The following is a 21,111-nucleotide window of genomic DNA, read 5'->3' as shown; positions in this document are numbered from 1 at the left end:
CGGATCTCCGACAGGCTCCGATCGTCCGGTGAGCGGCTGCCTTCCGCGAAAAGCGCTGAAGACATCTGGGTAGAGGGCGAGGCGTCAGAGAAGGGGCTTGGCGTACCAGTGGGTCGCGTTGGGGTTGTCGTTGTACGGCTCGATCGTCGCGTAGCCGGACGCACGGTAGAGGCCGCCCGCGGCCGTCAGGCTGTCGCTCGTGTCGAGTACGGCCTCCGTCGCGCCGAACGCGCGCGCCCGACGCTCGAGCTCGCTGAGCAGAGCCTTGCCGAGCCCCCGACCCCGGCCCGACGGCGCCACGAAGAGGTGCTTGATCTCGTACCGGACCCCGCCGTCCGCACCGTCTCGGATCCTGCGCACTCCGCCGCAGGCGACGCCCCGCTCGTCGTCTGACAGGTCGACGACCACGAAGACCCCGTGCGGGGGAGTGAAGAGCGAAGCGTCCGGGAACGTCGTCTTGTAGCCGACCGGATCCGGAAAGGTGGCTATGCGCTCGGTGAAATAGGCGTCCAGGAGGGCGTGCGCCTCGGGCGCGTCGACGGGAACTTCTCGGTAGTGCACCACGAGCACCGATGCTACCGAGCCCGGTAGGTTGGAGGTATGTCCATACGAGTCGCTGTCGTCGGAGCCACCGGGCGGATGGGCCAGCTGTTCCTCCGCCTCATCGAAGAGACCGACGGCTTCGAACTGCATGCCGGGCTGTCGTCGCGCGACTCGCTCGACGAGCTGCTCGGGGCCGACCTCGTCGTCGACGTCACGGTGCCGGCGGTGAGCCCCGGCATCGTCGAGAAGGCTGTGCGCGCCGGGATTCCCGTGCTGGTGGGTACCTCCGGCTGGTCGGAGCCCCGGCTCGCCGATCTCCGTCGCGTGGTGGCCGAGGTCGACGGCCCCGGCGTCCTGGTGATCCCCAACTTTTCGGTCGGGTCGGTCCTCGCCACGACCTTCGCGACCATGGCGGCTCGGTTCTTCGACTCCGTCGAGATCATCGAGACCCATCACCCCGGCAAGGTCGACTCGCCCTCGGGCACGGCCATTCGCACGGCCGAGCTCATCGCCGACGCCCGTCGCGACCTCGGCCCCGTGCGCGCCCCGCACGTCGACCAGCGCGCCCGCGGGCAGCAGATCGCCAGCGTGCCCGTGCACAGCCTCCGCCTCCCCGGCATCGAGGCCCGACAGGAGGTCGTCTTCGGCGGCTCGGGAGAGACGCTCTCACTGACCCACGACACCACCTCGCAGGCCGCGTACGAGAAGGGCATCCTGGTCGCTCTCGCCGCCGCACCCGCCACCGTGGGCGTCGTCGTGGGGCTCGATCGAGTGCTTCCGCTCGGCTCTCCCGCCGCATGAGCGACTCGGTCGCACTAACCGACGTCAGGATCCGACGGTGAAGGGCCGCATCGCAGCTCTCGTCATGTGCGCCCTGCTGGTGCTCTACCTCGTGCTGGTGGGGCAGCGGGCCGTGCTCTTCATGGCCGCGGGCGAGCCCATCGCGATAGTGATCGGCGTCGCCCTGCTCGTCTTGCCGATCATCGGGGTCGCGGCGCTGCTGTTCGAGATCCGCTTCGGCATTCTCACCGAGCGCATGGTCAAGCAGCTGGAGGCCGAAGGCGCCCTGCCCGTCGACGACCTGCCGCGTCGCCCGTCGGGCCGCTATGAGCGCGAAGCCGCCGACGCGGCCTTCCCCGCCTACGCCGCGGCGGCTCGAGCAGCCCCGGACGACTGGCGCGCGTGGCTCCGGCTGGGGCTCGCATACGACGCCTGCGGCGACCGACGCCGGGCCCGTGGGGCGATCCGGAGGTCGTTCGGGCTCAGGCGCCGCGCGTCGGCCTGATTCGAGGGCGAGCCGGCGGATCCTTCGGTGTGATCACCCCGCCGGGCCCCGCCCTACTTGATGAGGTCGTCCAGCGCGTCTTCGACGGTCTCGAAGCGGAAGTCGAACCCGTCGTCGATGAGTCGCTGCGGGGTGACCTTCTGGCTGGAGAGGAGCATCTCCTGGCCGGCGTCGCCGAGCAGGGTGCGGATGGCGAACTCGGGCACCGCTAGCTTGTACGGGCGGCCGAGATCAGCTGCCGTGCGAGCCGTGATGCGGTCGCTCGTTGCTGCGACCGGGCCGGTCAGGTTGACCGGGCCGGAGACGTCGCTGGTGAGCAGGTGAACGATGGCGGCGGCCTCGTCGTGAAGGCTGATCCAGGGCCAGATCTGCGTGCCGGTGCCGAGACGGGAGCCAAGAAAGGCCTTCGTGAGGGCGAGAAGCGGCTTCATGGCGCCTCCGGGGGCGATGACGATGCCCGTTCGGAGCAGGACGACCCGCGTCGCCTCGGGGGCGGCTTTCGCCTCGTCTTCCCATTCCGCGACCACGTCGGCGAGGAAGCCCTCGCCGCGGGGGGAGTCCTCGGTGAGGATGTCGAGCGGACGGTCGCCGTAGATTCCGACGGCGGAGCCGCTCAAGAAAGTCGCAGGCGGGTGTTCGGCGTGCTGCATGGCGTCTACCAGCGTGCGCGTAGCCGTCACTCTCGACTCGAGGATCTCGTGCTTGTAAGCCGAGGTCCACGGGAGCTTCGTGAGCGACGCACCCGACAGGTTGATCACCGCATCGGCGCGATCGAGCAGGTTGTAGTCGATGATGCCGGCGGACGGCGACCAGGTGAATTCGTCCGGTTTCGTCGTGGGTCGCCTCACCAGCTTCAGCACCTCGTGGCCCTGCGCCTTTGCCTGCCGGGTCACCTCCGTACCGATCGAACCCGATGCTCCCGCGATCAACACGGTGAGACCCGTCTCGTTCTGTCCCGTCATTGCCTGCCCTTCGTCGAGTCCTCACACTAGACGGGGGTGCTGGCGGTGTCCGGGGGTGCTAGGAGGGTAGTCTCGGAGCCGTGCCTGAAGAGACCCCCGCCACCCCCGAAATCGAATTCCGCAGCGACGTGACGGTCGAGCTCGTCCGCTCGAGCGCCCACGACTCCGACGTGCTGTTCGCTGCGCGTGTCTCGACGATGGGCGAGCTCACCCTCGACGGTGCGCAGGCCTCCGCCGACGGCGAGCAGGCGACCAAGGGCGCCGGCCTCATCAACTACCTCATGCGCGACCGCCACGGCTCGCCGTTCGAGCACAACTCGATGACTTTCTACGTGCAGGCGCCGATCTTTGTGTTCCGCGAGTTCATGCGGCACCGCATGGCGTCCTACAACGAAGAGTCGGGCCGCTACCGCGAGCTCAACCCGGTGTTCTACGTGCCCGGCGAGACCCGTAACCTCGTGCAGGTCGGCAAGCCCGGCGCCTACGACTTCCTGCCCGGCAGCCCGGAGCAGTACGAGCTCGTCTCCGAGGCGACGAAGGCCTCCTCGACGCTCGCCTACGACGCATACCAGAAGATGCTCGAGGCGGGTGTTGCCCGCGAGGTCGCGCGCATCGTCCTGCCGCTCAACATCTACTCGTCGATGTACGTCACCGTGAACGCCCGCTCGCTCATGAACTTCCTGTCGCTCCGCACGAAGCGCGAGGGCACGCACTTCCCGTCGTTCCCACAGCGCGAGATCGAGATGTGCGCCGAAAAGATGGAAGACATCTGGGCCGAGCTCATGCCGCTGACCTACGCCGCCTTCGGCAAGAACGGCCGCGTCGCCCCCTAGGGGCAGGTGCCGATACTCTAGGGGGGTGTCGAACATTGCAAACCCCTTCGGGCAGGTCCTCGTCGCACTCGTCACCCCCTTCACCGCAGACGGTGAAGTGGATTGGCCGGGCGTCGAGAAGCACATCGACGACTGCATCACCTCGGGTGCCGACGGCATCGTCGTCACGGGCACAACGGGCGAGACCTCGACTCTCACCGACCCCGAGAAGCTGAAGCTCGTCGAGGTCGGCAAAGACGTCGCCTCGGGTCGCGCCAAGATCATCACCGGGGGCGGCTCGAACGAGACCGCCCACGCGATCCAGCTGTACAAGGCCAGCGAGAAGGCGGGCGCCGACGGCGTCATGATCGTCACGCCGTACTACAACAAGCCCACTCAGGCTGGCGTACTGACGCATTTCCGCATGATCGCCGACGCGACCGACCTGCCCGTCATCCTCTACGACATCCCCGGCCGCACCGGTATCCCGATCAAGTACGAGACAATCCTCCGCGCGGCGAAGCACCCCAACATCGTGGCGGTGAAAGACGCCAAGGGCGACTTCGCCGAGGTCAGCCGGGTGTTGAATCAGACCGATCTGATGTATTTCTCCGGCGACGACGCGAACGTGCTGCCGCACCTCGCCATCGGAGCGACCGGCCTCATCGGCGTCACCGCCAACATCGCCGCGGCGCCCTACCGCACCATCATCGACGCGGTGAACGCGGGCGACCTGCACACCGCGACTCTCGCGCACCAGCAGCTCGAGCCCCTCGTGCGCGCCGTCATGACCCACGTGCCCGGCACTGTCGCCGCGAAGTACATCCTCCACGGCCTGGGGCGCATCTCGAGCCCTCGCGTGCGCCTGCCCCTCGTCGGCCCCGAAGACACCGAGGCTGCCCTCATCGAAGACGAGCTGTCGCACGTGGGCGAGATTCCCGGCGTCGACCTCTCGCGATTCCGCCCCGACCGCAACGCGGCCGCGGGCGGCGCCCTGCCGAAGATCCACGGCACTACGCGCTAGCGTTCGCCGGCTCCGACCGGCACCAGACCTACACCGGAGGTTCACGACCTCGACTTCGACACCCAAGGAACATATGCCTACGACAATCCAGACTCCCCGCGCCCTCGAGAAGGGCACTCTGCGAGTGATCCCGATCGGCGGTCTCGGCGAGATCGGCCGCAACATGACCGCCTACGAGCTCGATGGCAAGATCCTCATCGTCGATGCCGGCGTGCTCTTCCCCGAGGAGCACCAGCCCGGGGTCGATCTGATCCTGCCCGACTTCGGTCCCATCAAAGACCGTCTGAAAGACGTTCTCGGCGTCGTGCTCACGCACGGCCACGAAGACCACATCGGCGCCGTCCCGTATCTCCTCCGTCTCCGCAAAGACATTCCGCTGATCGGGTCGACCCTGACGCTCGCGCTGGTGGAGGCGAAGCTCAAAGAGCACCGCATCCAGCCGTACTCGCTGGCCGTCAAAGAGGGGCAGATCGAGAAACTCGGCCCGTTCGAGCTCGAGTTCATCGCGGTCAACCACTCGATCCCCGACGCTCTCGCAGTCGCGATCCGCACCAGCGCCGGCCTCGTGCTGCACACCGGCGACTTCAAGATGGACCAGCTCCCGCTCGACGACCGCATCACCGACCTCCGTGCGTTCGCGCGTCTCGGCGAGGAGGGCGTTGACCTGTTCCTGCCCGACTCCACCAACGCCGACGTGCCCGGATTTACAGCCCCCGAGCGCGACATCGGGCCCGTTCTCGACGACATCATGTCGCGCGCGCCTCGTCGCGTCGTCGTCGCGAGCTTCTCGAGCCACGTGCACCGTGTGCAGCAGGTGCTCGACGCCGCGCACCTGAACGGCCGCCGCGTCGCCTTCATGGGTCGCTCCATGATCCGCAACATGACGATCGCGGCCGACCTCGGCTACCTCAAGGTGCCCGAGAACGTCCTCATCGACTCGAAGAAGGCCAAAGACCTCCCCGACGACCGGATCGTCTACATGTCGACCGGATCGCAGGGTGAGCCGATGGCCGTCCTCGCCCGCATGGCGAACCTCGAGCACCAGATCGAGATCGGCGAGGGCGACACGGTCATCCTCGCCTCGAGCCTGATCCCCGGCAACGAGAACGCCGTCTACCGAGTGATCGACGGGCTCACGAAGTTGGGCGCGAACGTCGTCCACAAGGGCAACGCCAAGGTGCACGTCTCCGGCCACGCGTCGGCCGGCGAGCTGCTCTACTGCTACAACATCCTGCGTCCGAAGAACGTGCTCCCGGTTCACGGCGAGCACCGCCACCTCTATGCGTCGGCTGCGCTGGCCGAGAAGACGGGTGTGCCGCGCAAGAACATCATCCTGGGCCAGGACGGCATCGTCGTCGACCTCAAAGACGGCGTCGCGACCGTGGCCGGCCAGCTCGACCTCAGCTACGTCTACGTCGACGGCTCCACGGTGGGAGAGATCACCGAGGCCGACCTCAAGGATCGCCGCGTGCTGTCCGAAGAGGGCTTCATCAGCATCTTCCTCGCGATCGACCCGACCACCGGTCGCGTCGTCGTGGGCCCTGAGATCCAGTCGCGCGGGTTCGCCGAAGACGAGCGCGTCTTCGACGACGTCCGTCCGAAGATCCTCGCGGCGCTCACCGAGGCGGCCGAGAACGGCACCCGCGACGCGAATGCCTTCAGCCAGGTCGTCCGTCGCACCGTCGGCCGCTGGGTGAACAGCCAGCACCGTCGTCGTCCGATGATCGTTCCGGTCGTCATCTCAGCGTGATTCCGCGGCGGGTCGCCGCGGCGCCGGACCTCCGACAAGCTCCGGTCGTCCGGCGACGCAGCGACTCGCCACCCCCTCACGTCATTCCTGCAGGCCCTCCGGCCCCCACCAATGTGACTCCTGTGACTCCTGTGAACTGACACGCGCGCCCCAGATGCACCTTCAACCAGTGGTGCAAGGTAGCTTTGCGGCATGCCTACGAGCACTAAGCCCTCGCCGCGCGCCCGCACCACGGGTCGCGCTGCCTCGCGCGCGGGCGGCTCCGGCGCTTCCAAGTCGCCCGCCAAGACCGCCGCCGCCAAGACCGCCGCGACCAGAGCCACGCCGACCAAGAAGCTCCCCGCTTCCAAGTCGCCCGTCGTCATCGACCACGGGCCCGGCATCGGCACTCGGGCCTGGCTCGGCTTGGCCCACGTGGTGGGCGCGGGCTTCCGCGTTCTCGGTCGCGAGTCGCTCGACCCCGACGAGCGCCGCGACGGCGTGCCCTTCTTCCTCGTCCTCCTGGCCATCGCCGGAGCGGTCGTCGAGTGGCTGAACCCGACCGATCCGATCGCGATGGCACTCGACCACTACACGTTCGGTGGCCTCTTCGGACGCGTCGCGTACGCCCTCCCGGTCATCATGGTCGTCTTCGCGGGGTGGCTCTTCCGGCACCCGGCATCCGTGCACGACAACACCCGCATCGGCATCGGCCTGGGGCTCATGGTGGTCTCGATCTCGGGTCTCTGCCACATCTTCGGCGGGCGACCGGAAGCCGCCGGCGGGATGGTCGGTCTGGCGTCGGCCGGCGGGATCCTGGGCTGGGTCGTCGCCTCGTGGATGGTGAGCCTGCTCACCGCGTGGGTCGCCGTGCCGATCGTCTGCATCGTGCTGGCGCTCTCGCTGCTCATCATCACGAAGACCCCGCCGAATCACATCGGCCACAGGCTCCACGAGCTCTACTCCTACCTCTTCGGCGCACCGCAGCCGGGTTTGGTCGAAGCGCAACGCAGCGAGGCCGCCGAGCTCGACGACGCGACCGACGAAGACGCCGAGCAGATGCCGTGGTGGCGCCGCAACAAGAGCGGCCGCGAAGAAGATCCCGCCTACGATTCCCCGGTCGTCGCCGAGACGGCCCCGACAGATGCGCTGGGTCGCCAGCCTCGCGGTCGCAAGGCCAAGGCCGAGCCCGCCGAGGCGTCGTTCACCGAGGTCATCACCGGCTCGCCGTCCGACGACGCACCCGACACTCGCACCGACCTTCTCAGCGACCTCGGTTTCGCCGAGCAGGCGGTCGCGAACGCGTCCGCTGCGACGGTGGCAACCGCAGGATCCGACGGACTCACCAGGGCGTTCACCGCACCGTCCGCACCCGTCCCCACGCCTGCTCCCGTCGTCCCGGCCATGAACCTCGGGCCGTCCGACGCGGCCGCCGATTTCTTCGAGCCCGGAGACGATGAGGCTCCGCAGAGCCTCGAGATCGTCGACGACCAGGCCAGCGACACGCCCTACCGGCTGCCAGCCGTCTCGACGCTCAGCGCCGGCGACCCGGCCAAGACGCGCAGCGAGGCGAACGACGTCATCGTCGCTGCCATCACCGAGGTGCTCACCCAGTTCAACGTCGACGCTCGCGTGATCGGCTTCAGCCGTGGACCGACCGTGACTCGCTACGAGATCGAGCTCGGGCCGGGCGTCAAGGTCGAGAAGGTCACCGCCCTCTCGAAGAACCTCAGCTATGCGGTCGCCTCGAACGAGGTGCGGATCCTCTCGCCGATCCCCGGCAAGAGCGCGATCGGCGTCGAGATCCCGAACACCGACCGCGAGATCGTGTCGCTCGGCGACGTGCTCCGCTCGTCGGTCGCCACCAAGAGCAGCCACCCGATGACGATCGGCGTCGGCAAAGACGTCGAGGGCGGGTACGTCGTCGCCAACCTCGCGAAGATGCCCCACCTCCTCGTGGCCGGTTCGACCGGCTCGGGTAAGTCGAGCTTCGTCAACTCGATGATCACCTCGCTGTTGATGCGCGCCAAGCCGAGCGACGTGCGCATGGTGCTGATCGACCCGAAGCGCGTCGAGCTCTCCATCTACGCCGGCGTGCCGCACCTCATCACTCCCATCATCACGAACGCCAAGAAGGCCGCCGAGGCGCTCCAGTGGGTCGTCAAGGAGATGGACATGCGGTACGACGACCTCGCGTCGTTCGGGTTCCGCCACATCGATGACTTCAACAAGGCCGTCGTGAACAACGAGATCGTCTTGCCGCAGGGGAGCGAGCGGAAGCTCAAGCCGTACCCGTACCTCCTGGTCGTCGTCGACGAGCTCGCCGACCTCATGATGGTTGCGCCCCGAGACGTCGAAGACTCGATCGTCCGCATCACGCAGCTGGCCCGAGCATCGGGAATCCACCTCGTCCTCGCGACGCAGCGTCCGTCGGTCGACGTCGTCACCGGACTCATCAAGGCCAACGTTCCGTCGCGGCTCGCGTTCGCCGTGACGAGCGTCACCGACTCGCGGGTCATCCTCGACCAGCCCGGCGCCGACAAGCTCATCGGTCAGGGTGACGGCCTGTTCCTGCCCATGGGCGCCTCGAAGGCCATGCGTGTGCAGGGCGCCTGGGTGCAGGAGAGCGAGATCAACGAGGTCGTCCAGCACGTCACCCGTCAGGCTCGACCCGACTACCGCTCCGACGTGGCCCAGGTCACCGAGAAGAAAGAGATCGACGGCGACATCGGCGACGACCTCGAACTCCTCCTCGCCGCGGCCGAGCTCGTGGTCTCGACCCAGTTCGGTTCGACGTCGATGCTGCAGCGCAAGCTCCGTGTCGGCTTCGCCAAGGCCGGACGCCTGATGGACCTCATGGAGTCACGCGACATCGTCGGGCCCTCGGAGGGGTCGAAGGCACGAGACGTGCTCGTGACAGTGGAGCAGCTGCCGGGGGTGCTCGCGCGGTTGCGCGGGCAGGATGCGCCGGCCTCGAGCCAGGGTTCCCCGGATCCTTCGGTCTCCCGCCCCGACGACGGCGCCGACATCTACAGCGCCGACCCCGTGGGCGACATGACCCGCGGATATCGCGAGGTGGACGGCGACGACGAGCAGTCGGAAGACGCCTGGGGCCTGACGGGACGAGACTAGAGCCATGAGTCACGATCCCGCCGGCAGCCCCCGCGCCAAGGCCTTCCCGTTCACCGGCCGCATCGTCCGCCGCGGTGACGGCCCGGCTTCGACGGCCAACATCGCCAACATCATCACGGTGGTGCGGATCCTCATGGCGCCGCTGTTCTTCGTGCTGCTTCTCGTCGACGACGGTGAGATGGGGTCGTTGCGCATCTGGGCCGCGGTCATCTTCGTGGTGGCGATCCTGACCGACAGCCTCGACGGGTTCCTGGCCCGACGACAGAATCTGGTCTCGGACTTCGGCAAGATCGTCGATCCGCTTGCCGACAAGGTGCTGACCGGTGGCGCGTTCATCGTCCTCAGCGTGCTGGGCGAACTGCCGTGGTGGGTGACCATCGTGATCCTCATCCGCGAGGTCGGCATCACGGTCTACCGGTTCGTGGCGCTCAGCGACCGGGTCATCCCGGCCTCGCGTGGCGGCAAGCTCAAGACCCTGCTGCAGGGCGTTGCCCTCACGCTGGCGCTTTTCCCGTTCACGACCTGGCTGGGCGACTGGTTCACCTGGGTCAACATCATCGTCATGTCAGCTGCCTTCGTCGCGACGGTGCTCTCCGGCCTCGACTACATGCGGGTCGCCCTCCGCCATTCGCGAGCCCGGGCATGACCCTCGTCGTCGACGTCGTCGCCTCACTCCGTGCACAGAACCTCACCATCGCCGTCGCGGAGTCACTCACCGGCGGCCTCCTCGTGGCCGAGCTCGTTTCCGTTCCCGGCGCCTCCGCGGTCGTCGCCGGGGGAGTCGTGGCCTACCAGACCGAGGTCAAGCACTCCCTGCTCGGAGTATCGGCGTCGCTCCTGGCCCAGCACGGCGCTGTCCACCCCGACGTCGCGATCGCGATGGCGCGGGGCGTCCGCGAGCGTCTGACGCTCGGGCACCGTCAGGCCGACATCGGCATCGCCACCACGGGCGTCGCCGGGCCGGAGGGGCAAGACGGCCAGCCCGTCGGCACTGTCTACGTCGGGATCGTCTGGCAAGACCACTCCGAGGTCGTGCCCCTCGCACTGGAGGGTGACCGAACGGCAATCCGATCGGCTACCGTCGACGAATCACTCTCAGCACTTCAGCGACTGCTCGAACGGCCTCGGGAATAGACAGGGTTTCGGTCTCGTTACATCTCGCAGGTACACACGGCGCATTCAAAGCCTGCTGGCTACAGTTACACCAGCGACGACAGTTAGTGTTACTCACCCACAGAAGTACTTCGACTTCGGTGGGTCGTCCTCAGAAGGAGGGTCCCTATGGTTCTCGTACGTCAAGAAATCGGCGACGTCCTTCGTGACTTCCGCTTGCAAAAGGGTCGCACGCTTCGTCAGGTCGCATCGAAGGCCAGCGTCGCGCTCGGGTACCTCAGCGAGGTGGAGCGTGGCCAGAAAGAGGCCAGCTCCGAGATCCTCGCGTCTGTGGCGGATGCTCTCGAGACGCCTATCTCCACCATCATGCGTGAAGTCGGTGACCGCATGGCGGTTATCGAGGGGTTGAACCGCATCCCCGACACGCTCCCCGACGACCTCGTCGCCGAGTTCGACGCCGACCTCGCGGTCCGCTAGTCGCACTCCGCTTCGAGCTTGGACGCCCCGGCCTTCTGGTCGGGGCGTTCTTTCGTGTGGGGCTTGTGAGGTGGGTCACGCTCGCGGGTTCGTTCTCGCGGTGTCGAACTTCAGGATCCGACGGCTCACTTCCCACAGGGCGGGTAGCCTCGACCGGTGCGCAAGAGTGAATTCGCCCGGGCTGTGATCGACGAGTTCGGAGAGGGCTACGGCCGGGTCGTGACCCGCGATGCCGTGCTCCCGGCGCTCGGCAATGTGTCGGCCGACGCGGCCATCGCCCGCGGAGATGAGCCGCGCGACGTCTGGTTGGCGCTCTGTGACGCCGAAGACGTGCCGGTGGAGCGTCGTCACGGCGTGGGTCTGCCGAAGCCGCGGAGCTGATCGGGCTGCCGACGTCCTCCCGTCCGAATTTGAAGGAGATCTGGCCCCGCGCAGCCCCTGATCCGCATGCTTACGGTCGCGCGCGCCGGTTTTTCCTTCGAATTCGGGCCGCGGCATGAGCGACACGCCGCCCCTGGGCCACTCGAACATGTGTTCGGTTGGGTGTTAGCCTCGTCTTCACAGGGGCTCGCTGGGGCCCGGTTCTCCACGGAAGGCCTGCTGCCGCTCTGAGTGTCGGTGGTTCTCCGTAGCGTTCTTTTCACCAGCGCTTCCCCTGAGCCTTGTCGAAGAACATCCGGCCTTGCACCATCGGCCGGTCGGGGCACGACAGCCTATAGGCGCACCGCCCATCCGCACCGGATGTCATCCAAGGAGAACACCATGCCCTCAGTTGCTGACCGCGAGAAAGCCCTCGAGACCGCACTCGCCCAGATCGACCGCCAGTTCGGTAAGGGCGCCGTCATGAGGCTCGGAAGCGACGAGCGCGCTCCCGTCGCCATCATCCCCACGGGCTCGATCGCCTTGGATGTCGCGCTCGGCATTGGCGGGCTTCCGCGGGGTCGAATCGTCGAGATCTACGGGCCCGAGTCGTCGGGTAAGACGACTCTCACCCTCCACGCGATCGCGAACGCTCAGAAGTCCGGAGGCATCGCCGCCTTCATCGACGCCGAGCACGCCCTCGACCCGGAGTATGCCAAGAAGCTCGGCGTCGACATCGACGCCCTCCTCGTGTCGCAGCCCGACACCGGTGAGCAGGCGCTCGAGATCGCCGACATGCTGGTCCGCTCCGGTTCCATCGACCTCGTCGTCATCGACTCCGTCGCAGCCCTCGTGCCGCGCGCCGAGATCGAGGGCGAGATGGGTGACTCTCACGTCGGCCTCCAAGCTCGACTCATGTCGCAGGCCCTCCGCAAGCTCACCGGTGGTCTCAGCCAGACCGGCACCACGATGATCTTCATCAACCAGCTGCGCGAAAAGATCGGTGTCTTCTTCGGAAGCCCGGAGACGACGGCCGGTGGTAAGGCCCTCAAGTTCTACGCGTCCGTCCGCCTCGACATCCGTCGCATCGAGACTCTCAAAGACGGCACCGATGCCGTGGGTAACCGCACCCGCGTCAAGGTCGTCAAAAACAAGATGGCACCGCCGTTCAAGCAGGCCGAATTCGACATCCTCTACGGTGTCGGCATCTCGCGTGAGGGCAGCCTGATCGACTTCGGCGTCGAGCACGGCATCGTGCGCAAATCGGGCGCGTGGTACACCTACGAGGGCGACCAGCTCGGTCAGGGCAAAGAGAACTCGCGCAACTTCCTGCTGTCCAACAAGTCGATCGCTCTCGAGATCGAGCAGAAGATCCTGGCCAAGCTCGGCGTCGGCGCCGACGGCGCGGCGGCGAAGGCCGCAAACGACGCGGCCGCAGCAGCCGCGGCACCGGCAGCCGCTCCGTCGGTCGCACCCATCCAGCGCAAGCTGGCAGAGCGCAAGGGCGCATGAGCGACAACGACGATCGCCTCGCGCCGGTAACCCCGCTCTTCGGGGCCGGTTGGGCAAAGCCGGGCACCAGGGCACCTGACGAGCCGGAGTGGGCTGACCCCGACGAGTCCGCGTCGTTCGAGGCGCGGGCCACTCGGGGCGACGTCGAGGCAGCCGATGGCGGGATCGCCGATATCGATGGGCATTCCTCACACGGGCCCGGGTCGCAGCGGGGCCGTGCCGTGGCAGAGCCTGACGGTGCCGTGGTCTCGGCCCTGCCGACCTACGCCGCGTTCGCGGCTCGGTCTGAAGGCGCCGAAGCCGGCCCGGACGTCGAGCGCGAGCCCGAGCCCGAAACAGAGCCCGAACCGGAAGAGACGTACGACGCGGCCAAGGCTCGAGCAGAAAACATCAGCCTGCATGCGCTTTCCCGCCGGGGTGTCTCATCGGCCGAAATGACCAAAACCCTTCGGTCGCGTGATCTCCCTGACGAGGTCGTCGCCGAAGAGATCGAGCGTCTCGAACGAGTCGGGCTGCTCAACGACGATGAGCTCGCCGAAAACCTGGTCCGCAGCAAGCAAGATCGCAAGGGCCTGGGTAAGGGCGCTATCACGGCCGAACTCCGTCAGCGCGGTGTCGCGCAGGAGTCGATCGAGGCGGCCATCGCCGAGATCGACGACGACGAAGAACAGGCGCGCGCCGACGACTGGGCCACCAAGCGCGCCGGGCAGCTCCGCGGTCTCGACCAGGCGACGGCCGAGAGGCGACTCAACGGCTACCTGATGCGGCGGGGCTACCGGTCGGAGGTCATCCGACGAGCGGTCGAGAAGGCTCTGCCCCGGGGCGGGTCCCGCGGCGGGGGATCGCGCGGGGGCGTTCGATTCGAGTGAGGGGTCGCGGATCCTCGGCTCCGATATCGTCGGGTACGAGGCGCGGCCCGCAAAGATTTACACTGGAGCACTATGTCGACGGTCCTCGAAACCAGCGCACCCGTTCCTACGGATGCCCGCGCACGCACCTATGAGGTGCGCACCTTCGGGTGCCAGATGAACGTCCATGACTCCGAGCGGCTCAGCGGATCGCTCGAAGCTGCCGGCTACGTACCCGCCGACGGGGCCGAGGCCGACATCGTCGTCATCAACACGTGTGCGGTGCGAGAGAACGCCGACAACAAGCTCTATGGCACGCTAGGGCACCTGGCTCAGACGAAGCGCAACCACGAGGGCATGCAGATCGCTGTCGGGGGATGCCTCGCCCAGAAAGACAAGTCGGTCATCCTCGACCGAGCGCCGTGGGTCGACGTCGTCTTCGGCACGCACAACATGGGCGCTCTGCCGACTCTGCTGGAGCGTGCGCGTCACAACGACGAGGCGCAGCTCGAGATCCTCGAGTCGCTCGACGTCTTCCCTTCGACGCTGCCGACGAAGCGCGACTCGACCTACAGCGGATGGGTCTCGATCTCGGTCGGCTGCAACAACACCTGCACTTTCTGCATCGTGCCCGCGCTCCGGGGCAAGGAGAAAGACCGCCGTCCCGGCGAGATTCTGGCCGAGATCCAGGCCCTCGTCGACGATGGCGCCGTCGAGGTGACGCTCCTCGGGCAGAACGTCAACTCGTATGGCGTCGAGTTCGGAGACCGGGGCGCCTTCGCGAAGCTGCTTCGTGCCGCCGGTCAGATCGACGGTCTCGAGCGCATTCGGTTCACTAGCCCCCACCCCGCCGCCTTTACCGACGATGTCATCGACGCGATGGCCGACACACCCTCGGTCATGCCGCAGCTTCACATGCCCCTGCAGTCGGGGAGCGACCGGATCCTCAAAGCCATGCGCCGCAGCTATCGCAGCGAGAAGTTCCTTGGCATCCTCGATCGTGTCCGCGCGCAGATGCCCGATGCGGCTATCAGCACAGACATCATCGTGGGTTTCCCCGGCGAGACCGAAGACGACTTCCAAGAGACGCTCCGAGTCGTGGAGCAGTCGAGGTTCGCTACCGCCTTCACATTCCAGTACTCCGTCCGCCCGGGCACACCCGCCGCCGACTACGCCGATCAGATTCCCAAGGCGGTCGTCCAGGAGCGCTTCGAGCGTCTCGCCGCTCTGCAAGACCGCATCTCGTACGAAGAGAACCAGAAGCAGGTCGGGCGCGTGGTCGAGCTCCTGGTTGCAACTAACGAGGGGCGCAAAGACGAGGCCACACACCGGCTCTCGGGTCGCGCGCAAGACTCGCGTCTCGTGCACTTCGAATTGCCCGCGCGCATCGAGGCGCCCCGTCCCGGAGACATGGTGACGGTCGAGATCACCGAGGCGAAGCCGTTCTACCTGCTTGCCGATCAGACGGCCACGACCCCGTTCTCCGTCCGGCGTACTCGGGCGGGCGACGCGTGGGATCTCGCCCAGGCGGCCTCCTGCGGTGTGCCCAGCGGCTCGACCGGTGTGGCGTCGGCGACGAAGCCGCGGGTGTCGCTCGGCCTGCCCACGCTTCGGGTGTCGACGACGCCGATCTACGATTCGTCCGACTCCGAACGGTAGGCGCGTCGCCAGTGAGCGCACTGCCGCGCCTCGACTTCGCCGTCGTCGTGGGGGCGACCGGTACCGGTAAATCGACCTTCTCGCTCGACCTCGCCGACGAACTCGCCACTCGCGGGCGCACCGCCGAGGTAGTCAATGCCGACGCGATGCAGCTGTACCGGGGCATGGACGTCGGCACCGCGAAACTTCCGCTTGCCGAACGCCGAGGTATCCCGCATCACCTGTTCGACGAACTCGACGTCACCGACGAGGCCAGCGTCGAGTGGTACCAGCGACGGGCACGCGAGGTCGCGAACGGCATCTTCGAACGTGGGGCCATCCCGATCCTCGTCGGCGGCTCAGGTCTCTACGTGTCGGGGGCCGTCTTCGACTTCGCCTTTCCCGGCACCGACGAGGTCGTCCGCCACAAATACGAGTCGTTGTTGACGGCAGAAGGCGTCGGCGCTGTCTACCGCCTCCTCCTCGAGCGTGATCCGGAGGCGGCGCGGGCGATCGGCCCGTACAACGGCCGGCGTATCGTCCGAGCGCTCGAGGTGGGTGAGCTCACGGGAAAGCCGTTCGCGGTGGGCCTGCCCGACGACGCCCCGACGTGGCATTCCCCCGCGTTCTTCGGGCTCGAAGAGACGCGCGAAATCCTCGTCGAGCGACTCGACGACCGAGTGGACGGCATGTGGCGTGACGGGCTCCTCTCTGAGGTCGAGAAATTGCGAGAGCAGGGGATCGAACGGGGCGTGACCGCGAGCCGAGCCATCGGCTACTCCCAGGCCCTGCAGCAGCTTCGCGGCGAGGTCTCCGAGGGCGAGGCGAAAGACTCGACCAAGCTGCTCACACGGAGGTACGCCCGCCGACAGGTGAGCTGGTTCCGGCGGTATCCGAGGGTCGCCTGGTCGAGGGCAGGGAGCGCAGGATCCGTGTCAGCCGCCGCCGATACACTCGTGGGGTGACCACCACCGTCCGCTTCACCAAGGGCCAGGGCACGGGTAACGACTTCGTGCTGTTCTCCGACCCCGATGGCTCGTTCGATCTCACACCTGATCGCATCCGCGCACTGGCCGATCGCCGATTCGGTGTCGGCGGCGACGGCGTGATCCGAGCGGTGCGCAGCGACAGCCACCCCGAGGGTGCGTCGAGTCTGGCCGAAGATGACGGTGCCGAGTGGTTCATGGATTATCACAACGCCGACGGCAGTGTGGCCGAGATGTGCGGCAATGGCATTCGCGTCTTCACGAAGTACCTCCTCGAGCAGGGCCTGGTCACGCTCGAGCCGGGTGAGACCCTGGCGATCGGCACCAGGGCTGGCGTGCGCGACGTTCAGATCAACCGGTCGGGGTTCCAGGTCGACCTGGGGCGGTGGGGCCTGACCGACGAGGCCCAGGTGCGGGCTCGTAATCTGCATGCGGCGAGGCCCGGCCTCGGTCTTACCGTCGGCAATCCCCACGTCGTCGTCGCTCTCGCCTCGGCCGACGAGCTCGCGGACGTCGATCTCACGGTGGTGCCGATCCTCGAGCCGAATCCTGTCGACGGGGCCAACGTCGAGTTCGTCGTCCCCGCCGACCCGCTGGTCGCCGACGGTATCGGGCGCATCAGCATGCGAGTGCACGAGCGCGGTTCCGGTGAGACTCTCTCGTGTGGCACGGGTGCGGCGGCTGCGGCACTTGCCGTTCGCTACTGGGCGGGGCCGTCGGCTCCCGATCAGTGGCGGGTCGACGTTCCCGGTGGCACCGTCGGCGTGCGAATGTTCGCGACGGAAGACGGCGAGCACGTCTCGTTGAGTGGCCCCGCAGAGCTCGTCTTCACCGGAGACCTGGTTCTCTGACGCCTCGCGGGTTAGTGTTCTCGCATGAAGACCATCTGACGCAGTTGCTCGCCGGGTTCGACGTACCTTTCAACGAAGCGCCACTATTGCCGAACTGCGCGGAGTACGCGATACCCCTTCGACGTGGTTTCTCGTTCGACCTCGACGATCTCGGCCATCGTCTCGTTCATCCATCGCTGGAGCGAGTCGGCGCCGAGGCTCTTCGCCACGACGAGGTACGCCTCCATGTCGATGCCAAGGCGAGGCAGCCATTGGCTGAGGATGCCGTGGAGAGCCTCTTTACCGACTCGGATGGGCGGGTTCGACCAGATTCCGTCGAAGACGAGATCATCGGGAACGTCTTGGGGCAGCACGGCGTTGACGTTAGTGAGGCCGACGCGAGCGGCGTTCTCTCGAAGGAGCTCGAGGACGCGCTCATTGACGTCGACCGCCCACACGGTTGCCTCGGGCGACCGAAGGGCGAGAGTGAGCGCGATCGGCCCCCATCCACACCCCACATCCAAGAAAGTGCCGTCGCTCGGTGGCGACGGCATTGATCCAAGAAGTACCGCGGTACCCGGATCGATCCGCCCCGGGCTGAAGACACCCGCGGCGGTTGCCAGCGTGAGCTCACGCCCGGCGAGCTCGACCGTGATCTCTCTCGGTCGGAGCTCGCTCGAGGGGGAGCTCGAGAAGTAGTGATCGCTGGTCATCACCCCAGATTACTGAACACGAAAGGTCTAATGTGACTCGAATGACAGAGCACAGCACCACAGAGGAGAAGGGCGCCGAGCGCGACGACGTCGTCGACCGGATCCTGAGCAATGCCTCGTCGCGAGCCGGCCTGTCCGTCTTCTCGCCGGCCCAGGCCATCCAGACCCAGGGTCTCGACACGAGAGGCGACGGTACCGGAGACGATCACCACGACGGCGATCAGTTCGACCGCGAAGACCGGCAGGCGCTTCGGCGGGTGGCCGGCCTCTCCACCGAGCTGCAAGACGTCACCGAGGTCGAGTACCGACAGCTTCGGCTGGAGAACGTAGTTCTCATCGGCGTGTACTCGCAGGGGTCGCTCGGCGACGCCGAGAATTCGTTGCGCGAGCTGGCGGCGTTGGCTGAGACCGCGGGCGCGGTGGTCCTCGATGGGCTCCTGCAGCGTCGCCCCAACCCCGACCCCAGCACGTACCTCGGGTCGGGCAAGGCGCTCGAGCTGAAGAACACCGTCTTGGCCCTCGGCGCTGACACCGTGATCGCCGACACCGAGTTGGCTCCGAGCCAGCGGCGCGCGCTTGAAGACGTGGTGAAGGTCAAGGTGATCGACCGCACGGCCGTGATCCTCGACATCTTCAGCCAGCACGCCACGAGCCGCGAGGGCAAGGCGCAGGTCGAACTGGCCCAGCTGGAATACCTCCTCCCGCGACTGCGCGGTTGGGGTGACTCGATGTCGCGCCAGGCCGGTGGGCAGGTCGGTGGCGCGGGTGCCGGTATGGGCTCCCGTGGGCCGGGTGAGACGAAGATCGAACTCGACCGTCGCCGCATCCACACCCGTATGGCGATTCTTCGCAAGAAGATCAAAGAGATGAAGCCGGCGCGAGTTGCGAAGCGAGCCAACCGGGTGCGCAACACGGTTCCGAGCGTGGCGATCGCCGGCTACACCAACGCCGGCAAGTCGAGCCTGCTGAACCGTCTGACCCGCGCCGGGGTTCTCGTCGAGAACGCCCTGTTCGCGACGCTGGACGCGACCGTCCGCAAGTCGTCGACTGACGATGGCCGGCCGTTCACGTACTCCGACACCGTCGGATTCGTGCGCAACCTGCCGCATCAGCTCGTCGAGGCCTTCCGGTCGACTCTCGAAGAGGTGCAGGACAGCGACATCATCGTGCACGTCGTCGACGGATCGCATCCCGATCCGGCTGCTCAGCTGGCGACGGTTCGAGAGGTGATCTCGGAGGTCGACGGGCGTGACATCCCCGAGGTGGTCGTCTTCAACAAGAGCGATCTGATCGACGAGAGCCAGCGTCTGGTGCTCCAGGGAATGGTGCCTGACGCGATCTTCGTGTCGGCCCGTACGGGCGCCGGTATCGACGAGTTGCGAGCGCGGATCGCCGAGTTGCTGCCCCGGCCCGAGGTCGAGCTCGATCTGCTCGTGCCGTTCGATCGCGGTGATGTCGTGTCTCGAATTCACGAGATCGGACGCGTCGTCGACGTCGAATACGTAGCTGAGGGCACCCGGGTAACAGCCCGGGTCTACTCCCAAGATGCCCCGACGCTGCAGGAGTTCGCGCACTAAAGGCGGACACTCCCTCGGAAGTACGAAAACCGCCCCCGAGCTTCGGCTCGAGGGCGGTTTTCGTACTTCCGAGGGCTACTAGAGCGACCGCAGCACAGCCACGACCTTGCCGAGGATCTGCGCGTGATCGCCGACGATCGGCTCGAAGTTCGAGTTGCGGGGGAGCAGCCAGGTGTGACCGTCGCGCTGACGGAAGACCTTGACGGTCGCTTCGTCGTCGAGCATCGCGGCGACGATCTCGCCGTTCTCGGCGTTGCCCTGTTGGCGGACGACCACCCAGTCACCGTCGCAGATCGCAGCGTCGATCATCGAATCGCCGACGACCTTGAGCATGAAGAGTTCGCCCTTGCCGACGAGCGTGCGGGGCAGCGGCATGACGTCTTCGACCTGCTGCTCCGCTGTGATCGGAATACCCGCGGCGATTCGGCCGACCAGGGGCACCCGGGCGGTGATGTTGTCGTCGTCGTCATAACGGATGATCGAGGGCTCAGGATCCGACTTGGCTGGGTCTTCGAGAAGAACCTCGAGAGCGCGTGGCCGGTTCGGGTCTCGGCGAATCGCTCCCGCCAGCTCGAGTTGATTGAGCTGGTGCGTCACGCTGGAGAGAGAGGCCAACCCGACCGCATCGCCGATTTCGCGCATGCTCGGCGGGTAACCGCGGCTGCCGATCGAGTCACGGATCGCCGTGAGAATCAGCGTCTGCTTCGCGGTAAGGGCCTTCTTCAGAGACGTCACGTCGGCGCCGTGATCGCCCTGGGTTTCGCGTCGTGCGGTCTCGCGTGCCATCTCGCCCTCTCGAATGTCGGTGGTCGCTGGTCTACTGATCCCACCGATCGAAACTGTATCCGGTCAGATATGGCAGAACAAACACATGTTCGAGTGTGTCGCGTGTTTTTTGTCGTATTTCTGGTACCGAGCTCTTGAAATCGGCTGTAATCGAAGATATGTTCGGAACACGCCTTCGAGTCCGCAGTCTTACGGGCCGATCGCATTCGATAAGAGAGGCAACAGCATGAGCGCTACGATCACCGCACTGGTTCCTTCTACCTCCCGCGCCGCGACGGTTTCGACCTCGGGTCCGGTCCCCACCAACGTGCCGACCCACCTCCGCATCACGCGCCGTGGTCGACTGGTTCTGACGCTCGCCGTCGTCGTTGCCGCACTCGCCCTCATTGCCGGCTTCCTGCTCACCGGTGGCAGCGCCGTCGCGACGAGTTCCGCGGGCAACGTCCATTTCGACCACGTCACCGTCGCGGCGGGCGAGACCCTGTGGCAGGTGGCAGAGGGCGTCGCTCCCGACTCCGACCCGCGCGACGTCATCTCCGACATCGTCAAGTTGAACGACCTCTCTTCGACGCAGGTCATGCCGGGCCAGTCGCTCGCCATCCCGGTGCAGTACAGCCAGAGCTGATCAGGTTTCTGACCGTCCCTCGGCGCCGCGCTCACGCGTGGCGCCGTTCGCGTCTCCGGTGGGGTGCAGACAATGGGCCACATCCGGTGCCGCCTGCAGTCGCCGTTTGCAGTTGCGGCCCGGAGTCGCCAACAGCGGAGAGGCTGTGGACAACGCAGT

General features: G+C 66.8%; 21 protein-coding genes. 17 read left to right on the top strand and 4 right to left on the bottom strand.

Annotated features, from left to right (window positions below):
• Positions 1–84 precede the first annotated feature (84 nt).
• Positions 85–564 carry a GNAT family N-acetyltransferase gene (locus ASF54_RS10555; protein WP_055963874.1) on the bottom strand — a complete coding sequence of 160 codons (480 nt, stop codon included), beginning with the start codon at positions 562–564 and terminating at the stop codon, positions 85–87.
• A gap of 36 nt (positions 565–600) precedes the next feature.
• On the opposite strand from ASF54_RS10555, the gene dapB reads away from it, so the two are divergent.
• Positions 601–1,344, top strand: a complete 744-nt coding sequence (gene dapB / locus ASF54_RS10550) for a 4-hydroxy-tetrahydrodipicolinate reductase (protein WP_055962549.1) — start codon at positions 601–603, stop codon at positions 1,342–1,344.
• 37 nt (positions 1,345–1,381) lie between these two features.
• Positions 1,382–1,828: a hypothetical protein gene (locus ASF54_RS10545; protein WP_442855784.1), complete on the top strand. Its 447-nt coding sequence runs from the start codon at positions 1,382–1,384 to the stop codon at positions 1,826–1,828.
• A 53-nt stretch (positions 1,829–1,881) separates the two neighbouring features.
• On the opposite strand, the gene ASF54_RS10540 is transcribed toward ASF54_RS10545, so the two are convergent.
• A complete protein-coding gene (locus ASF54_RS10540; protein ID WP_055962546.1) occupies positions 1,882–2,790 on the bottom strand; it encodes a TIGR01777 family oxidoreductase in 909 nt (302 codons plus the stop codon).
• A gap of 80 nt (positions 2,791–2,870) precedes the next feature.
• Here ASF54_RS10540 and thyX point away from each other — a divergent pair, with 80 nt between their 5' ends.
• The 13 genes from thyX (at position 2,871) to dapF (ending at position 17,272) form a co-directional block, all read left to right on the top strand.
• The gene (gene thyX, locus ASF54_RS10535; protein WP_055962544.1) at positions 2,871–3,623 is read left to right on the top strand and encodes an FAD-dependent thymidylate synthase; all 753 of its coding nucleotides are present in this window, start codon (positions 2,871–2,873) and stop codon (positions 3,621–3,623) included.
• 25 nt (positions 3,624–3,648) lie between these two features.
• Positions 3,649–4,626 (top strand): 4-hydroxy-tetrahydrodipicolinate synthase, encoded by a 978-nt coding sequence (gene dapA / locus ASF54_RS10530; protein ID WP_055962541.1) that lies wholly within the window; start codon positions 3,649–3,651, stop codon positions 4,624–4,626.
• Between the two features lie 73 nt (positions 4,627–4,699).
• Positions 4,700–6,376: a ribonuclease J gene (locus tag ASF54_RS10525; RefSeq protein WP_055962538.1), complete on the top strand. Its 1,677-nt coding sequence runs from the start codon at positions 4,700–4,702 to the stop codon at positions 6,374–6,376.
• Positions 6,377–6,568: 192 nt separating this feature from the next.
• A complete protein-coding gene (locus ASF54_RS10520; protein WP_055962535.1) occupies positions 6,569–9,487 on the top strand; it encodes an FtsK/SpoIIIE family DNA translocase in 2,919 nt (972 codons plus the stop codon).
• 4 nt (positions 9,488–9,491) lie between these two features.
• Positions 9,492–10,133, top strand: coding sequence for a CDP-diacylglycerol--glycerol-3-phosphate 3-phosphatidyltransferase (gene pgsA, locus ASF54_RS10515; protein ID WP_055962531.1), 642 nt, complete (start codon positions 9,492–9,494; stop codon positions 10,131–10,133).
• Complete coding sequence (locus ASF54_RS10510) at positions 10,130–10,621, top strand: CinA family protein (RefSeq protein ID WP_055962528.1); 492 nt, start codon at positions 10,130–10,132, stop codon at positions 10,619–10,621. Before pgsA ends, ASF54_RS10510 begins: the two co-directional genes overlap by 4 nt.
• Before the next feature lie 147 nt (positions 10,622–10,768).
• On the top strand, positions 10,769–11,077 hold the full coding sequence (locus ASF54_RS10505; RefSeq protein ID WP_055962525.1) for a helix-turn-helix domain-containing protein: 309 nt from the start codon (positions 10,769–10,771) through the stop codon (positions 11,075–11,077).
• Positions 11,078–11,233: 156 nt separating this feature from the next.
• The gene (locus ASF54_RS10500) at positions 11,234–11,458 is read left to right on the top strand and encodes a DUF3046 domain-containing protein (protein WP_055962522.1); all 225 of its coding nucleotides are present in this window, start codon (positions 11,234–11,236) and stop codon (positions 11,456–11,458) included.
• Positions 11,459–11,839: 381 nt separating this feature from the next.
• Complete coding sequence (gene recA / locus ASF54_RS10495; RefSeq protein ID WP_055963868.1) at positions 11,840–12,949, top strand: recombinase RecA; 1,110 nt, start codon at positions 11,840–11,842, stop codon at positions 12,947–12,949.
• Complete coding sequence (locus tag ASF54_RS10490) at positions 12,946–13,818, top strand: regulatory protein RecX (RefSeq protein ID WP_055962518.1); 873 nt, start codon at positions 12,946–12,948, stop codon at positions 13,816–13,818. The genes recA and ASF54_RS10490 overlap by 4 nt, the downstream gene beginning before the upstream one ends.
• 72 nt (positions 13,819–13,890) lie before the next feature.
• Positions 13,891–15,456, top strand: coding sequence for a tRNA (N6-isopentenyl adenosine(37)-C2)-methylthiotransferase MiaB (gene miaB / locus ASF54_RS10485; RefSeq protein WP_055962515.1), 1,566 nt, complete (start codon positions 13,891–13,893; stop codon positions 15,454–15,456).
• An 11-nt stretch (positions 15,457–15,467) separates the two neighbouring features.
• Positions 15,468–16,400: a tRNA (adenosine(37)-N6)-dimethylallyltransferase MiaA gene (gene miaA / locus ASF54_RS10480; RefSeq protein ID WP_235481032.1), complete on the top strand. Its 933-nt coding sequence runs from the start codon at positions 15,468–15,470 to the stop codon at positions 16,398–16,400.
• Positions 16,397–17,272 carry a diaminopimelate epimerase gene (dapF, locus tag ASF54_RS10475; protein ID WP_055962512.1) on the top strand — a complete coding sequence of 292 codons (876 nt, stop codon included), beginning with the start codon at positions 16,397–16,399 and terminating at the stop codon, positions 17,270–17,272. The genes miaA and dapF overlap by 4 nt, the downstream gene beginning before the upstream one ends.
• An 83-nt stretch (positions 17,273–17,355) precedes the next feature.
• Here the strand turns inward: dapF and ASF54_RS10470 are convergent, their stop codons facing one another.
• A complete protein-coding gene (locus ASF54_RS10470; RefSeq protein ID WP_055963864.1) occupies positions 17,356–17,964 on the bottom strand; it encodes a class I SAM-dependent methyltransferase in 609 nt (202 codons plus the stop codon).
• Positions 17,965–18,005: 41 nt separating this feature from the next.
• Between ASF54_RS10470 and hflX the strand changes: the two genes are divergently transcribed.
• The gene (gene hflX / locus ASF54_RS10465; protein WP_055962509.1) at positions 18,006–19,541 is read left to right on the top strand and encodes a GTPase HflX; all 1,536 of its coding nucleotides are present in this window, start codon (positions 18,006–18,008) and stop codon (positions 19,539–19,541) included.
• Positions 19,542–19,619: 78 nt separating this feature from the next.
• Here hflX and lexA read toward each other — a convergent pair whose 3' ends face one another.
• On the bottom strand, positions 19,620–20,327 hold the full coding sequence (gene lexA, locus ASF54_RS10460) for a transcriptional repressor LexA (RefSeq protein WP_084816185.1): 708 nt from the start codon (positions 20,325–20,327) through the stop codon (positions 19,620–19,622).
• 226 nt (positions 20,328–20,553) lie between these two features.
• On the opposite strand from lexA, the gene ASF54_RS10455 reads away from it, so the two are divergent.
• A complete protein-coding gene (locus ASF54_RS10455; RefSeq protein WP_055962506.1) occupies positions 20,554–20,952 on the top strand; it encodes a LysM peptidoglycan-binding domain-containing protein in 399 nt (132 codons plus the stop codon).
• Positions 20,953–21,111: the final 159 nt, after the last annotated feature.

It is taken from the genome of Frondihabitans sp. Leaf304 (assembly GCF_001423105.1).
Lineage (GTDB): Bacteria > Actinomycetota > Actinomycetes > Actinomycetales > Microbacteriaceae > Frondihabitans.
The sequence above is the reverse complement of the archived record's forward strand: the minus strand, read 5'-3'. Positions and strand labels throughout refer to the sequence as shown.